Origin of the sequence: Thermosynechococcus sp. B1 (assembly GCF_030322985.1) — a bacterium.
Taxonomy (GTDB): domain Bacteria; phylum Cyanobacteriota; class Cyanobacteriia; order Thermosynechococcales; family Thermosynechococcaceae; genus Thermosynechococcus.
On sequence record NZ_CP096573.1, the window covers coordinates 2,605,642 to 2,620,516 of the forward strand.

A 14,875-nucleotide genomic window follows, 5' to 3' on the forward strand; every position below is an offset into this window, starting at 1 on the left:
CGCTACACCACCACCGACTTCAGTGCCCGCAGTAGATCCTCACGGCTGAAGGGCTTCGTGACATAGGCATCTGCCCCCTGCTTCATTGCCCAAAGGCGGTCTAGCTCTTGGTTTTTCGACGTGCAGACAACAATGGGGAGCTTTTCTGTTTCCGGATTTTTCTTGAGACTGCGGCAGAGTTCAAAGCCGCTCATCCCTGGCATCACCACATCCGTCACCACCACATCGGGCTTGTACTGCGTGACTTTTTCTAGAGCCTCCTTGGCATCGGTGGCCGCAATGACGGTATAGCCAGAGTCCTTAAGAAACGAGGTAATCAGTGCCATTTCCGAGGGGGTATCTTCCACCACTAAAACCGTCGTCATGTCATCTCCCAAATGTCAATTCAAATAATCGATTACTGTCAATATACTGCCCACAGGTTGCCTGTACTACGTCAAGTACTGAAACACCATTTTGAGAAGTTCCGCCTGAGTAAAGGGCTTGGTCATATAGTCCGTCGCTCCCACGAGGCGGGCTTTAGCGCGGTCAATGAGACCCGTGTTACCCGTCACCATAATGATCGGCACTGACTTAAAGCGTTCATGGTTGCGAATGACTTTACAAAACTTATAACCATCAATGTTGGGCATCCCCACGTCCAGCAGGATCAGATCTGGATTGAGGCGCATCACCTCCATCAGGGCTTTTACAGAATCATTGAGGGCAATGACTTCAAAGGCATCATCCGCCAAAAACCGCTTAATTTCATTGAGCATGGTCGGACTATCGTCAATGCAGATGATCCGATAGGTACGGTTTGGCACTTTTGAGGTAAAAAAGCCACTGCCCAAATCGCCACTCTCCTCTGTAACGGTAGGCGTGGTTTCCTGCCACAAACTGGCATCAAAACTGGGCAGCAAATCAAAGGGGTGTTGCGGCTCACGAACGACTACGGCTCCTTTATCAATCAAGGGTAAGAGGCTACGCACCAAGGCAATTTCATTTTGGTTCATGAGCACGGCCAAGTGGCGGAAGCTAAACCCCCGCAACATCGACCCCAAGCGTTGCTGCTGCTCTGGGGTTAAATTGACTTGCGCACCACTAAAGAAGTAGGGGCGCTGAAAAGGCGAGACAATTTTGTGGCCAAGGCTGAGCCACTGCTGAATTCGGGATTTGCACTGCTGAATCAGTCGGGTGGCGTCAAAGCGGCTGACAATTGGCACTTCAACATAGGGCACAAGTTGATGGTGACCGCTCTTGAGATATAAAAACGACTCTAGGACTTCAACGATTAGCCCCTCGACTAGGCGGCTGAAGTGCTCTGGGGTAATGATGTCTTGAGTAAGCAACCAGCGCAGACTCTCATATTCATAGATCGGGGTGGGGGTGTTGGCCTGTTCCCATTGCTGTCGGACTTGGGCACGTAACTCGCGATCGAGGGCAGGAACACTTTGGCTGAGTTGCCGCAAATGGCGCTCAAAGCGATCGCCCGGTTCAATCGTGTGGGTAGCATAGACAATACTTCCCTGATCAAAGTAGAGAAACCACTGCTGCCCTTGAACGCTCACCCTGAAGCAACCTGTGCCTCCTGAAGTGCTGAGTTGCTGGAGTAATCGTTCTGGCTGAAGCGTTTCTGTAAACTGTGGTGTTCCCCCGCCACTAAAACCGCGATCTGATGTCATCATATTTAGCCTCCGAGCTGCTACCCCCACCGAAGTTTCGTCCTACTCCGGCAGCAACCAGCGATATTTGACAATAAAACCAATTGAGATATGGAGCTATCCTTAAGTAAGAGGTGTGCTTAAGAATACCGATGTGTTGATTATATTAAGCAGTGTTGGGGAAAAGATGAAAGAAAACTTCAGAAAAGTTAATGACTTTTACAAAGGATAGTAAAGCAGACCCGTTGTCTCAAAAATAATGATGCCTCTCCTCTCTGAACCATAATTATCTATGACCTCTGCACTTGAAGAAAAGCTACGGACGGCATTCTCACCAGAACAAGCGCACCTACTGGCGGAAGTGATCCGTGAGGCCTATGACGACTTGGTGAAGGCCAAAGACTTTAACGAACTAAAGGCGATTGTCGCGGATCTGGCGCAAGCCCAGAAGCGCACGGAAGAACGGGTGGATCAACTGACTCTCACTGTTGCAGAACTCGCTCAAGCGCAGAAGCGGACGGAAGAACGGGTAGAAGAACTGGCGGCAGCTCAGAAACGAACAGAGGAACGAGTGGATCAACTGGCGGCAGCCCAAGAGCGCACCGAGAGAGCGGTCAAACAACTCGCACGCCAAGTCGGCGGCCTTAGTGAAGCCTTGGGTGGGTCGCTGGAAGACCTCGCCCTTGAGGTGGTGCCAGAGATTCTGGAATATCGCTGGGGCATGGAAATTGAGTTCTGTGACCGCGACACCCTCCCCCTGCGCAATGGGGAGTATGAATTTGATTTAGTGATTCGGGGTCAGGTGGCAGGGCGACCAGTATTGGTCCTCGGGGAAGTGAAAAGCAACATCACCGAATCAGAGGTGGAGCGATTTTTGAATCTTGTCGCTCAGGTGGAAGCGCCCGAGGAGATTCGCCCCCTCTTTTTTGGCTATCGCGTTGAGCGTGCAGCTAAAGCGTTGATTCGCAATCGCGACGCGGTAATGGTCACCACACGCGGCAAGTACTTTCCCTAGAATGGGAATATGGCTAATCAGCACTAGCAATGACCTCTGCACTCGAAGAAAAACTACGGACAGCGTTCTCGCCAGAACAGGCGCACCTACTGGCGGAAGTGATCCGTGAGGCCTATGACGACTTGGTGAAGGCCAAAGACTTTAACGAACTAAAGGCGATTGTCGCGGATCTGGCGCAAGCCCAGAAGCGGACGGAAGAACGGGTCGATCAACTGACTGTCACTGTTGCAGAACTGGCCGAAGCCCAGAAGCGCACCGAAGAACGGGTGGATCAACTGACTGTCACTGTTGCAGAACTCGCTGAAGCACAAAAGCGCACCGAAGAACGAGTAGATCAACTGGCGGCAGCCCAAGAGCGCACCGAGAGAGCAGTGAAACAACTTGCACGCCAAGTCGGCGGCCTCAGTGAAGCCCTGGGTGGGTCGCTGGAAGACCTCGCCCTTGAGGTGGTGCCCGAGATTCTGGAATATCGCTGGGGCATGGAAATTGAGTTCTGTGACCGCGACACCCTCCCCCTGGGCAATGGGGAGTATGAATTTGATTTAGTGATTCGGGGTGAGGTGGCAGGGCGACCAATCTTGGTACTCGGGGAAGTGAAAAGTAACATCACCGAATCAGAGGTGGAGCGATTTTTGAATCTTGTCGCTCAGGTGGAAGCGCCTGAGGAGATTCGTCCCCTCTTTTTTGGCTATCGCGTTGAGCGGGCAGCTAAAGCGTTGATTCGCGATCGCGACGCAGTGATGGTCACCACACGTGGTAAATACTTCCCGTAAAAAAAATCCCCCTCCACAGGGGAGAGGGATCTAGGGTGAGGGCAAATTCACCCGCTCTAGAACGTGAACGTAGTCCGAATCACGCCTTGCAGAATCGGCTGACCAGAAATAACCCCACCACCATTAGTATTGTTGGGGTTGATAATCGCTGTGAAGATAGGCGTGATGCTGATGTTGTCACTGATGGGGAATTTGTAAAAGGCCTCAATGTTGACCTGATTGGCATTGTTAATGGGACCAAAACTAGGTGCACTGTTGATAAACGGCGCACCCGCCGCTGCCGCCAGTACTGAACCTGGCACCAGCAAGTCCTTGTAGCCAATACCCGCCATAAAGTTATAGGCCATCATACCAGCGGCAGGGGCACCAAAAATAGAAAACGGTAGGGGCGAAACATTGGGGAAGTAGCCATTGGGAATCCCTGCTACCCCTGCACGGCCAAAGATGCCCAAGCGACCCAGATTAAGCTCAAAGTTGATGCCCCCCGCTTGCGCCTCAATGCCATAGGTTTTGGAGTAGGTACCCTGCAGCTTCACCACATAACTGTTGCGACCATTGCCAAAGGTGTTGGCATACTCCAACTCCAAGGAAGCTTGGTAGGGATCACCCGCAAACCCACCCCCCGGACTTGGAGGGGCAATGCCAGAATTAGCTCGTCCTGGCTCTGCCGCAAGATACAATGCCCGCACAGTAAAAGGACCTTCATTGGGGTTCCACTGGATAGCAACCCCTGCACCCCCTAGGTAGTTCATGGCGTAGGGCACAATGAAGGGGTTGTTGAGGAAGAAGTAAGTGCCAAAGTCACTAGCAGGAGAGTTCGCCCAGCTATTGGTGTCAATGATGTCGCTCGGATAGAACCGTGTCCCTGCAGTAATGGTGATATCTTGGGTGGGCTTAAACGTATAGGCTAAGCGGTATAGCTCCACATTCGGACCAAAGTTCGACCAGTAGTACTGGCTGGGGCTAAAGTAGGGCAGCGGCCCCGCTGCATTATTAAATGTATTGCCAGGTCCGAGGGTCGAATTTGTTTGCAAACCCAGACCATAGGTGCTAATGGCATCGCGACCGCCATTGCCCGTAGACAGCGTGGTTTGCAGCAAATCAGTGCCGGTAAAGCTGGTATTCAGGTTCAGCAGAACGGCAGAAATAACCGTCGGATTTGGACGTCCGGAGGCAAGTGAAATAAAGTTACCGCCGCCAAGAGGAATATTGTTACCTGGGGTAGCAGGATCGGGACCAGGACGCACGGAGCGGAAAAGGCTACTACTACTTTGGCGACCACCGTACTGCACCGACATCACCGCCGTACCCGTGAGCTTGGTCGTTGTCGAGAACTGAGTGGCTTCAAGGGCAGCGGTGCGGGCTTCGAGGTTGTCCACGCGACCGCGCAGGGTGGCGAGTTCAGCAGCGAACTCATCCATGAGTCTCTGAAGCGTAGCGAGGTCTTCTTTGGTGGCAAAGCGATCGCTAATCACATCGAGGCAGGCGTTCAATGCTGCTGCCATTTCATAACGGGTGGCGGCACGGTTGCCCCGGAAGGTGCCATCGGGATAACCCGCGATACAGCCATACTTTTCAACCAAGGAGGCGAGGGCTTGGTAGGCCCAGTCGGTGGGACGCACGTCAGACAGTTGCGAGACAGAGGTCACCTGCCCCATGGATTCTTCGTTGGCCAGAAGCTGATTAACAGAGGTAATGGTGCTAGAAGCGTCTGCAATGGTGTTGGGAGCAAGTGCTTCAGAAACTTGGAGATTTTGTGGTTCAGCAGCAATTAGGTTTTCGAAGTTGGCGGGTTCATTGGCGGTAGCAATGTTAGCCCCTGCAACCACACCCAGTAGGCTTAAGCTACCTGCTAACAGGTACGTCTTTTTCACGATGTTACTCCTCACTCACGAGCGTCTGGGTCCGGCAGAGCGATCAATTCATTCTGCTGTCCCCTAGTACTTAGCTTACACAATATGGCTTAAATGTGTTGCAAGCTGATTATGCAAGTTCTGATAGATTCTAAGTGCTTTCCCTTGGATTTGTCAAATAGGTTGTTGTGATTTGTTGACACTGAAATTTCATCTGTCTCGCCATCATGGTAGGAGTGTGCCCAAGGAGCCTTCCTGATAGAGGTCGCGGCAACTAGAGAAGCCCTGTCCGGTCGGTACAATAGAAAGTACAGCCAAGATTTCATAGATGCAATGACCTCTGTCCTTGAAGAAAAGCTGCGGGCGGCGTTTCCTCCCGAACAAGCGCATCTGCTTGCAGAAGTCATCCATGAAGCCTACAACGATTTGGTGAAAGCAAGAGACTTCAATGAGCTGAAGTCCATCGTAGGCGAATTAGCTCAAGCCCAAAAACGCACTGAGGAGCAAGTTGAAGAACTTGCCCAAGCCCAAAAACGCACTGAGGAACGGGTTGAAGAACTCGCCCAAGCTCAAAAACGCACTGAAGAACGAGTTGAAGAACTCGCCCAAGCTCAAAAACGCACTGAAGAACGAGTTGAAGAACTCGCCCAAGCCCAAAAACGCACTGAGGAACGGGTTGAAGAACTCGCCCAAGCCCAAAAACGCACTGAAGAACGGGTTGAAGAACTTGCCCAAGCCCAAAAACGCACTGAAGAACGAGTTGAAGAACTTGCCCAAGCTCAAAAACGCACTGAAGAACGAGTGGATCAGCTAGCTGTTGCTGTTGCAGAACTGGCGGAAGCGCAAAAGCACACCGAACGAGCCGTCAAACAACTTGCACGCCAAGTGGGCGGCCTCAGTGAAGCCCTGGGTGGGTCGCTGGAAGACCTCGCCCTTGAGGTGGTGCCAGAGATTCTGGAATATCGCTGGGGCATAGAAATCGAATTTTGTGAGCGGGATACCCTACCCCTACGCAACGGCAGTTATGAGTTTGACTTGGTCATCCGGGGTCAAGTTCATGGAGAGCCGATTCTAGTGCTGGGGGAAGTCAAAAGCAATATCACCGAATCTGAGGTGGAGCGGTTTTTGAATCTGGTCGCTCAAGTGGAAGCGACTGAGGAAATTCGCCCTCTGTTTTTTGGCTATCGCGTTGAGCGGGCAGCCAAGGCGTTGATTCGCGATCGCGGTGCGGTAATGGTCACCACAAGGGGCAAATACTTTCCTGAGTGAATGAAGTACCCATCACGCTTCTTGGGTTGGCGCGGCATCTGCGGCATGGTAGGAGCTACGTACAAGAGGCCCCGATCGCACGTGGGAAAAGCCGAGTTCGCGGGCAATCTTGCCCAAGGTGTTAAATTCTTCAGGTGTCCAATACTTGACCACAGGCAAATGACTCAACGAGGGGGGCAGGTATTGCCCCAAGGTCAGGCGATCGCACCCCACGGCTCGCAAATCTTTTAGAGTTTGAATCACCTCTGCCTTGGTTTCTCCCAAGCCCAACATCAAGCCCGACTTGGTGGGAAGGTGGGGATTCAGTTCCTTAACCGTGGCCAAGACCCGCAGGGAACTCTCATAGGTGGCTCCGCGGCGCACAGGCCCCTGTAGGCGGCGCACAGTTTCAAGGTTGTGGTTGTAGCAGGCAGGCTGTGCCGCCACAATTTGGGCAATGCAGTCCCGTTGGCTCAAGCGTCCCCGATCCATACGAAAGTCGGGGGTGAGGACTTCAATTTCCGTGCCGGGGCAACGTTGGCGAATCGCCTGCATGGTGACCACAAATTGACCCGCCCCTTGATCAGGTAAGTCATCGCGAGCCACAGAGGTTAAAACCACATAGCGCAATCCCAAGGTAGCTACAGCAACCGCAATTTTTGCTGGTTCCTCTGGATCAACCGCAGCAGGAGCGTGGCCTTTCTCGACTTGGCAAAAGGCGCAGGCACGGGTACAGGTGGCACCCAAGAGTAAAAAAGTGGCGGTTTTTTGGGCATAGCATTCACCGCGATTGGGACAGCGCCCCTCTTCACAGATGGTGTGGATGCCATAGTGGCGCACGAGGCGTTGAACGGTGGAGAGTTCACTGGCTTTGCCAAGGGGTTTGCGCAGCCACGGCGGCAGGGGTTGGGAGATGGTCATAGAGTCGGGCTAATCCTGAAAATAGGGGAGAGGCGAGCTAGATACAAAACTTGATTAACTATCGAGTCTATTTATTAAGTAACTGTAAATGATCGCTGGGGGTGCGCCTAGGGGGCGATCGCTTCTATGGCAGGATCAATAGCGACGTTACCGCAGGTATGCCACAGAACCTATGAGTGATCAGCCACGCCCAACGGTCATTATTACGGGTGCATCCTCTGGAGTCGGATTGTATGCCACCAAAGCCTTAGCCAATCGGGGCTGGCACGTTGTTATGGCCTGCCGCAATCTTGAAAAAGCAGAGCAAGCCGCCAAAGACTTGCAGATTCCGCCGCAGGCCTACACGATTTTGCATTTGGACTTGTCCTCGTTGGCCAGTGTGCGCGGCTTTGTGGAGTCATTTCGGGCATTGAATCGCCCCTTGCGTGCCCTTGTCTGCAATGCCGCTGTCTATTATCCCCTGCTCAAGGAACCAATCTACAGTGTGGATGGCTATGAAATCAGTGTGGCCACCAATCATTTGGGGCACTTTCTTTTGGCCAACCTCCTCCTCGATGATTTGAAGAAGTCTCCCGAAAGCGATAAGCGCTTGGTGATTCTCGGCACGGTGACGGCCAACCGCAAAGAATTCGGCGGTAAAATTCCCATTCCTGCTCCCCCCGATTTGGGCAACCTCGAAGGCTTTGAAAAGGGCTTCAAGAAACCCATTGCCATGATTAACGGCAAGCCCTTCAAGTCGGGCAAGGCCTATAAAGACAGCAAGCTCTGCAATATGCTGACAGCACGGGAACTGCATCGCCGCTTCCACGATTCGACGGGGATTGTCTTTAGCTCCTTGTATCCGGGCTGTGTGGCGGATACCCCCCTGTTTCGCCACCACTTTCCCCTCTTCCAGAAGCTCTTCCCCCTCTTCCAGAAAAACATCACTGGGGGCTATGTCAGTCAAGAACTAGCGGGTGAGCGCGTCGCAATGGTGGTGGCCGATCCAGAGTTTCGCCAGTCGGGGGTGCACTGGAGCTGGGGTAACCGCCAAAAAGAGGGCCGCAAAGCCTTTGTCCAAGAACTCTCGGCAGAGGGTAGTGATGAGCAAAAAGCCCGCCGTCTTTGGGAGTTAAGTGAAAAACTCGTCGGTTTGGCCTAACTGATGCAGCGGTGGTTGCCCCTCGGCGTTAGTCTTGCCCTTGTCATCGAAACGGGGGCGATCGCTCGCCCAGCACCAGAAACAGTGGTGAGCCAGTTTTATCAGTGGTGGGTGCGAAACCAAGATCAAGGCCGCCAACGGCTTAGTCAGCAGCGAGCAGTGTTTACACCCGATCTATACCAGCAGTTGATGCAAGCCTTTCGCAGACAGCCACGGGATGGCGTTTGGCTAGACTTTGATCCCTTTTCCTTTACCCAAGTGAGTACTCAAGGGGTGCAAGTGCGCAATGTCCGGCGATCGCCCAATCATCCCCAAGTGGCGGAAGTGGATATTGAGGTTATGGCAGGTCTGCGGGGGCGATCGGGAACGCCTGTGCCGATTAAAGTACTCCTTCGCCAAGGGAGCGATCGCTGGCAAATTGATAACCTGATCTACTTGAACACGTGGGATAACCTGCGCTGTCTGCTGCGGGACATCAATCGCTAGCGAACCTTAACGTCTTCTTCCATTCCTCTGGCTGAGCTTGCCGCTATGGTGGAAGTGATCCTTGCCATTGCAGGACGGATGTATGTCACAGCAAGATTTTGGCGTCATTGGCCTCGCTGTCATGGGGGAAAACCTTGCCCTCAATGTGGAGCGAAATGGATTCTCCGTGGCGGTTTATAATCGCACCCCCGCCCGCACTGAAGCTTTCATGGCCGAACGAGCCACCGGCCGTCGCTTCAAGGCCACCTATAGTCTTGAGGAGTTTGTTGCTTCCCTGTCGCGTCCCCGCCGCATTTTGGCGATGGTCAAAGCCGGCAAACCCGTGGATGACCTGATCCAGCAACTCAAGCCACTCCTTGAACCGGGAGACATCCTCATTGATGGTGGCAACTCCCTCTACACGGATACCGAACGCCGCGTTGCTGAAATGGAGGCAGCAGGACTCTGCTTCTTTGGTATGGGGGTCAGCGGTGGTGAAGAAGGTGCCCTCAATGGCCCAAGTCTCATGCCCGGCGGTAGTCGTGAGGCCTACCAAGCCCTCGAACCCATTCTCACTAAAATTGCAGCCCAAGTGGATGATGGCCCCTGTGTCACCTACATTGGGCCGGGGGGATCGGGGCACTTTGTCAAGATGGTGCACAACGGTATTGAGTATGGCGATATGCAACTCATTGCCGAAGCCTATGACCTGCTGAAAAATCTCCTCGGCCTCAATCACCAGCAACTTCATGAGGTCTTCAAACGCTGGAATGAGACCCCCGAACTCAACTCATTTTTGATTGAAATTACTAGCCAGATTTTCACCTATATTGACCCAGAAACCCATTTGCCCCTTGTGGATGTGATTGTGGATGCGGCAGGTCAAAAGGGAACCGGTCGCTGGACGGTGGAAAGTGCCCTTGAAATGGGGGTGGCCATTCCAACGATTACCGCTGCCGTGAATGCCCGCATCATGTCCTCCATCAAAGCCGAACGGATGGCGGCTGCCCAAGTCCTCCCCGGCCCTGTGGCTCACTTTAGCGGCAATACTGAAGAATTCATCGGCAAAATCCGCGATGCCCTCTACTGCTCGAAAATCTGCTCCTATGCCCAAGGGATGGCGCTGATTGCCAAAGGCTCCCAAGAACTCTTTGATAATCAACTAAACCTTGGCGAAATTGCCCGCATCTGGAAGGGGGGCTGCATTATTCGCGCTGGCTTCCTGAATAAGATCAAGCAGGCCTACAGCGAAAATCCCCAACTGGCCAATTTGCTGCTGGCGCCGGAGTTTCGGCAAACCATCCTCGATAAACAGGCGGCGTGGCGGGAGGTATTGGTGGAGGCGACCCGTGCTGGGATTGCTGTGCCCGCCTTTGGCGCGTCCTTGGAGTACTTCGATAGCTATCGGCGCGATCGCCTGCCGCAAAATCTCACCCAAGCACAGCGGGATTTCTTTGGTGCCCATACCTACGAGCGGATCGATAAACCGGGAACCTTCCATACGGAGTGGGTACCGATTCAGGAGGCAGGAAAAGCATCCGTTTAAGAGGTAGGCAGTAGCGTTGGAGGCGTTGTTCCCCAAGGGGGCAATTCTTTAGCCTATCTTAAGAATTAGGCGAGTGATTTGCTTGCCCGCGATCATCCTGCACTTTGGGGAGGCCAAGAAGCCTTGCATCCGTTTTTACGACTGCTGCACCACAGCCAACGCTACCAACGCCAAGTGGGGCTTGCCTCCCTCTACTCTATCCTCAATAAAATTTTTGATCTCGCTCCCCCCGTTCTGATTGGGATTGCTGTGGATCTGGTGGTGAAGCGGCAGGATTCCCTCTTCGCCCGCTGGGGGCTGGTGACCTTTGAGCAGCAACTGTTGGCCTTGGCCGGCCTATCATTTGTGATCTGGAGCTTGGAATCCCTCTTTGAGTATGCCTATGCCCGCAGTTGGCGCAACCTAGCCCAGCAGATTCAACACGACCTGCGCCTTGAGACCTATGCCCATGTCCAAGAGATGGATTTGGCGTTTTTTGAAGAACGCAGCAGTGGGGTGTTGCTCTCGATTCTCAATGATGACATTAACCAACTCGAGCGCTTTTTGGATGGTGGTGCCAATGAGGTGTTGCAAGTCACAACCACTGTCTTAGTGATTGGTGGGATTTTCTTTTATTTGGCGCCCAATGTGGCGATCTGGGGGATGCTGCCGATGCCCTTTATTCTCTGGGGATCCATCATCTTTCAGCGGCGACTCGCCCCTCGCTATGCCGATGTGCGGGAAAAGGCGGGACGCCTCAATGAACGCTTGGCTAACAATATCTCAGGTATTCAAACGATTAAGAGCTTTACTGCCGAGGCTTACGAATTGGAGCGCCTGCGCTGGGATAGTGAAGCCTACCAACAGAGTAATCGCCGCGCCATTCGCCTCAGTGCTGCCTATATTCCCCTGATTCGCTTTGTGATCCTCTTTGGCTTTACGGGAACGTTGGTGCTGGGGGGCTTTGCCGCTTTTCAGGGGCGCTTGGATGTGGGCGCCTACAGCACGATGGTCTATCTGATTCAACGGTTGCTCTGGCCCTTGACCCGTTTGGGGGAAACACTGGATCAGTATCAGCGAGCCATGGCCTCAACGCAGCGGGTGCTGAATTTGCTGGAAACGCCGATCGCGATTTGTACGGGCGATCGCCCCCTTGATCCGCGCCATGTCAAAGGGGAAGTGCGCTTTGAATCCGTCAGCTTTGCCTATGCTGGGCGTGCCCCCGTGCTGAAAAATGTTAGTTTACACGTCCCTGCGGGTCAGACGATCGCCATTGTCGGCTCCACGGGATCCGGCAAAAGTACCCTCGTAAAATTGTTACTGCGGTTCTATGAGGTGCAAGAAGGGCGCATTCTCATTGATGGGGTGGATATTCGCGAGTATCGGCTGCGGGACTTGCGCCGTGCCATTGGTTGGGTGAGTCAGGATGTCTTTCTCTTCCACGGCACTGCCTTTGAAAACATTGCCTATGGTAGTCCGGGGGCAACCCTTTCCGATGTGATCCACGCAGCAAAACTGGCCGAAGCCCATGACTTTATCGAGCAACTGCCCCAAGGGTACGACACGGTGGTGGGGGAGCGGGGGCAAAAACTCTCCGGCGGTCAGCGGCAGCGGCTGGCGATCGCCCGCGCCCTGCTCAAAGATCCACCGATTCTAGTGCTCGATGAAGCCACCTCCGCCGTGGATAACGAAACCGAAGCCGCCATCCAGCGATCGCTAGCCCACATTACGGCACATCGCACGACGATCGCCATTGCCCACCGCCTCTCCACCATTCGCCATGCCGACTGCATCTATGTCCTTGAACACGGTGAAATTGTCGAACAGGGAACCCACGAAGCACTCTTGGCGCAGCAGGGCGTCTATTACGGCCTCTGGCAAGTCCAAGCCGGCCAGCTCCTCCCTGAAGGTTAGGGTGTGAGATTATAGCGTGCCCGCTCCGCCGCTGTTTTCTCGCGATCCAGTTTCAAGATCAGCACCGCCAAGGGGGGCAAGCACAGATCAAGGGAGTAGCGACGGTGGTGGTAGGGCCATTCATCCGCCCATTTACCGCCCAAGTTACCCATATTGCTGCCGCCATACTCGCGGGCATCACTATTAAAGAGTTCACTATAGAAGCCATGCTCTGGGACACCAATGCGGTAGTGGCTATGGGGCTGCGGTGTAAAGTTACAGACGACAACCACAAAATCTTGGTAGTCCTTATCCCAGCGGATAAAGGACACAACGCTATGGCGGTTATCACTACAGTCAATCCACTCAAAGCCCTCCGGTTTGAAATCTTGGGTATAGAGGGCAGGTTGTGAACGGTAGAGGCGATTGAGATCCTCAAAGAAGCGTTTGGTTTGCTGGTGGGGTTCGTATTGCAGCAGGTGCCACTCTAAATCACTCCAGACATTCCACTCGCTCCATTGGGCAAACTCCATCCCCATGAACATTGTTTTCTTACCGGGGTGAGTGAACATGTAGGCAAATAAACAGCGTAGATTCGCAAATTTCTGCCAGCGATCGCCCGGCATTTTGCCAATGATGTGACTCTTGCCGTGCACCACCTCATCATGGGAGAGCGCCAGCATGAAGTTCTCGCTGTGGTGATACCACATACTGAAGGTGACATTGTTTTGGTGGAACTGGCGGAACCAGGGATCCATGCTGAAGTAGTCCAGAATATCGTGCATCCAACCCATATTCCACTTCAGGTTGAAGCCCAGTCCGCCCATGTAGGTCGGCCAAGAGACCATTGGCCAAGCGGTGGATTCCTCAGCGATCGAAAGAATCCCCGGAAAGTAGCTAAAGATCACGTGGTTGACTTGGCGCAGAAAGTTAGCTGCCTCTAAATTTTCCCGTCCGCCGTATTCATTGGGTACCCACTCACCCTCCTTGCGGGCATAGTCAAGATAGAGCATCGAGGCCACGGCATCCACGCGAATACCGTCAATGTGGTACTTGTCAAACCAAAAGAGGGCATTGGCCACCAGAAAATTGCGCACTTCGTGGCGACCATAGTTAAAGACAAGGGTGCCCCATTCCTTGTGTTCGCCCTTGCGCGGATCCGCGTGTTCGTAGAGGTGGGTGCCATCAAAGAAGGCGAGGCCGTGGCCATCCTTGGGAAAGTGCCCCGGTACCCAATCCACAATCACACCAATACCGTTTTGGTGGCACTGATCCACGAAATACATAAAGTCTTGGGGACTGCCATAGCGAGAGGTGGGGGCGTAGTAGCCAGTGACTTGATAACCCCAAGAGCCATCGAAGGGATGCTCAGCAACGGGCAAGAGTTCAATGTGGGTGTAGCCCAATTCCTTGACGTAGGGAATGAGTTTGGCCGCCAATTCGCGATAGGTGAGAAAGCGTGCCCAGGGCTTGAGTTCTGCCACCTGTACGGGTTCTTGGGGTTGGCCATCAGCACCAATGGGCGGATCCTCCATTGAGGCGTGGAGCCACGATCCTAAATGCACCTCAAAGACGGAAATCGGTTGGGTGAGGGGGTCAGTGTGGCGCCGTTTTTCCAACCAGTCGTTATCGCCCCATTCGTAGCTATTGAGGTCGGTGACAATAGAGGCGGTCTTGGGACGCGGTTCTTGGTAAAAGCCGTAGGGATCTGATTTTTCGTAGATGTGGCCGTCTTGATTCTTAATTTCGTACTTATAGTGCTCGCCCACACCCAAGCCGGGGATAAAGAGTTCCCAGATGCCATTGCCACGTCGTGCCATTTGGTGTTTGCGGCCATCCCAGTGGTTAAAGTTGCCAATGACAGAGACATTGCGGGCATTGGGTGCCCAGACGGCAAAATACACCCCTGCAACGCCATCGACTGTGAGCAGGTGTGCCCCGAGTTTTTCATAGATGCGGTGGTGATTGCCCTCGGCAAACAGATGAATATCAAAATCCGTCAGCTTTGAGGAGCGGAAGGCATAGGGGTCGTAGATCACCCGCTCGTGACCATTTTCATAAATTTTCAGTTGATAATTATTCAGTTCCGGCAGAGGAATGCGGCATTCAAAAAAGTGGGGGTGGTGAACCGGCGTCATCGGATATTCTTGCCGCTGCTCTGGACAGAGGACACTCACCCGTTCGGCATTGGGTAAATAGGCGCGTACCGCCCACACGGATTGGCCATTCTCACTGATCTGGTGACAGCCCAAAATTTCAAAGGGATCGTGGTGCTGGTTGGAAACAATGCGGTCAATCTGTTCGGGCGAAACGGTCATATTTTTATACTTTCGTAAAATATAGGGACAATACTATAGAAAAGTTAACAGTTAGAATGCTCCCCTTGACAAGGGCACAA

Annotated in this window: 12 protein-coding genes; 7 read left to right on the forward strand and 5 right to left on the reverse strand. The window is 53.3% G+C overall.

The window, feature by feature from the left end:
• Positions 1 to 2 precede the first annotated feature (2 nt).
• Both M0644_RS12895 and M0644_RS12900 read right to left on the reverse strand, forming a co-directional pair.
• Positions 3 to 365, reverse strand: coding sequence for a PleD family two-component system response regulator (locus M0644_RS12895; RefSeq protein WP_149821479.1), 363 nt, complete (start codon positions 363 to 365; stop codon positions 3 to 5).
• A 66-nt stretch (positions 366 to 431) separates the two neighbouring features.
• On the reverse strand, positions 432 to 1,667 hold the full coding sequence (locus M0644_RS12900) for a response regulator (RefSeq protein ID WP_149821481.1): 1,236 nt from the start codon (positions 1,665 to 1,667) through the stop codon (positions 432 to 434).
• 268 nt (positions 1,668 to 1,935) lie between these two features.
• On the opposite strand from M0644_RS12900, the gene M0644_RS12905 reads away from it, so the two are divergent.
• Positions 1,936 to 2,658, forward strand: a complete 723-nt coding sequence (locus M0644_RS12905) for a hypothetical protein (RefSeq protein ID WP_286626007.1) — start codon at positions 1,936 to 1,938, stop codon at positions 2,656 to 2,658.
• Positions 2,659 to 2,687: 29 nt separating this feature from the next.
• Positions 2,688 to 3,431 (forward strand): hypothetical protein, encoded by a 744-nt coding sequence (locus tag M0644_RS12910; RefSeq protein ID WP_286626009.1) that lies wholly within the window; start codon positions 2,688 to 2,690, stop codon positions 3,429 to 3,431.
• Positions 3,432 to 3,487: 56 nt separating this feature from the next.
• Here M0644_RS12910 and M0644_RS12915 read toward each other — a convergent pair whose 3' ends face one another.
• Positions 3,488 to 5,305 (reverse strand): iron uptake porin, encoded by a 1,818-nt coding sequence (locus M0644_RS12915; protein WP_286626010.1) that lies wholly within the window; start codon positions 5,303 to 5,305, stop codon positions 3,488 to 3,490.
• A gap of 312 nt (positions 5,306 to 5,617) precedes the next feature.
• On the opposite strand from M0644_RS12915, the gene M0644_RS12920 reads away from it, so the two are divergent.
• A complete protein-coding gene (locus tag M0644_RS12920; RefSeq protein ID WP_286626011.1) occupies positions 5,618 to 6,553 on the forward strand; it encodes a hypothetical protein in 936 nt (311 codons plus the stop codon).
• 12 nt (positions 6,554 to 6,565) lie between these two features.
• Here M0644_RS12920 and lipA read toward each other — a convergent pair whose 3' ends face one another.
• A complete protein-coding gene (gene lipA, locus M0644_RS12925; protein WP_286626012.1) occupies positions 6,566 to 7,453 on the reverse strand; it encodes a lipoyl synthase in 888 nt (295 codons plus the stop codon).
• 172 nt (positions 7,454 to 7,625) lie between these two features.
• Here lipA and M0644_RS12930 point away from each other — a divergent pair, with 172 nt between their 5' ends.
• The 4 genes from M0644_RS12930 (at position 7,626) to M0644_RS12945 (ending at position 12,498) form a co-directional block, all read left to right on the forward strand.
• A complete protein-coding gene (locus M0644_RS12930; protein ID WP_286626013.1) occupies positions 7,626 to 8,594 on the forward strand; it encodes a protochlorophyllide reductase in 969 nt (322 codons plus the stop codon).
• 3 nt (positions 8,595 to 8,597) lie between these two features.
• Complete coding sequence (locus M0644_RS12935; RefSeq protein WP_286626014.1) at positions 8,598 to 9,080, forward strand: DUF3828 domain-containing protein; 483 nt, start codon at positions 8,598 to 8,600, stop codon at positions 9,078 to 9,080.
• Between the two features lie 82 nt (positions 9,081 to 9,162).
• Positions 9,163 to 10,605: an NADP-dependent phosphogluconate dehydrogenase gene (gene gndA / locus M0644_RS12940; RefSeq protein ID WP_286626015.1), complete on the forward strand. Its 1,443-nt coding sequence runs from the start codon at positions 9,163 to 9,165 to the stop codon at positions 10,603 to 10,605.
• A gap of 78 nt (positions 10,606 to 10,683) precedes the next feature.
• Positions 10,684 to 12,498: an ABC transporter ATP-binding protein gene (locus M0644_RS12945; RefSeq protein WP_286626017.1), complete on the forward strand. Its 1,815-nt coding sequence runs from the start codon at positions 10,684 to 10,686 to the stop codon at positions 12,496 to 12,498.
• Here the strand turns inward: M0644_RS12945 and glgB are convergent.
• The gene (glgB, locus tag M0644_RS12950; protein WP_149821502.1) at positions 12,495 to 14,795 is read right to left on the reverse strand and encodes a 1,4-alpha-glucan branching enzyme; all 2,301 of its coding nucleotides are present in this window, start codon (positions 14,793 to 14,795) and stop codon (positions 12,495 to 12,497) included. The two genes, M0644_RS12945 and glgB, sit on opposite strands and share 4 nt — an antisense overlap.
• Positions 14,796 to 14,875: the final 80 nt, after the last annotated feature.

Bases quoted from the DNA above. Each gene is read 5' to 3' on its own strand.
- M0644_RS12895 (WP_149821479.1), bottom strand. From the start codon at position 365: ATGACGACGGTTTTAGTGGTGGAAGATACCCCCTCGGAAATGGCACTG.
- M0644_RS12900 (WP_149821481.1), bottom strand. From the start codon at position 1,667: ATGATGACATCAGATCGCGGTTTTAGTGGCGGGGGAACACCACAGTTT.
- M0644_RS12905 (WP_286626007.1), top strand. From the start codon at position 1,936: ATGACCTCTGCACTTGAAGAAAAGCTACGGACGGCATTCTCACCAGAA.
- M0644_RS12910 (WP_286626009.1), top strand. From the start codon at position 2,688: ATGACCTCTGCACTCGAAGAAAAACTACGGACAGCGTTCTCGCCAGAA.
- M0644_RS12920 (WP_286626011.1), top strand. From the start codon at position 5,618: ATGACCTCTGTCCTTGAAGAAAAGCTGCGGGCGGCGTTTCCTCCCGAA.
- lipA (WP_286626012.1), bottom strand. From the start codon at position 7,453: ATGACCATCTCCCAACCCCTGCCGCCGTGGCTGCGCAAACCCCTTGGC.
- M0644_RS12930 (WP_286626013.1), top strand. From the start codon at position 7,626: ATGAGTGATCAGCCACGCCCAACGGTCATTATTACGGGTGCATCCTCT.
- M0644_RS12935 (WP_286626014.1), top strand. From the start codon at position 8,598: ATGCAGCGGTGGTTGCCCCTCGGCGTTAGTCTTGCCCTTGTCATCGAA.
- gndA (WP_286626015.1), top strand. From the start codon at position 9,163: ATGTCACAGCAAGATTTTGGCGTCATTGGCCTCGCTGTCATGGGGGAA.
- glgB (WP_149821502.1), bottom strand. From the start codon at position 14,795: ATGACCGTTTCGCCCGAACAGATTGACCGCATTGTTTCCAACCAGCAC.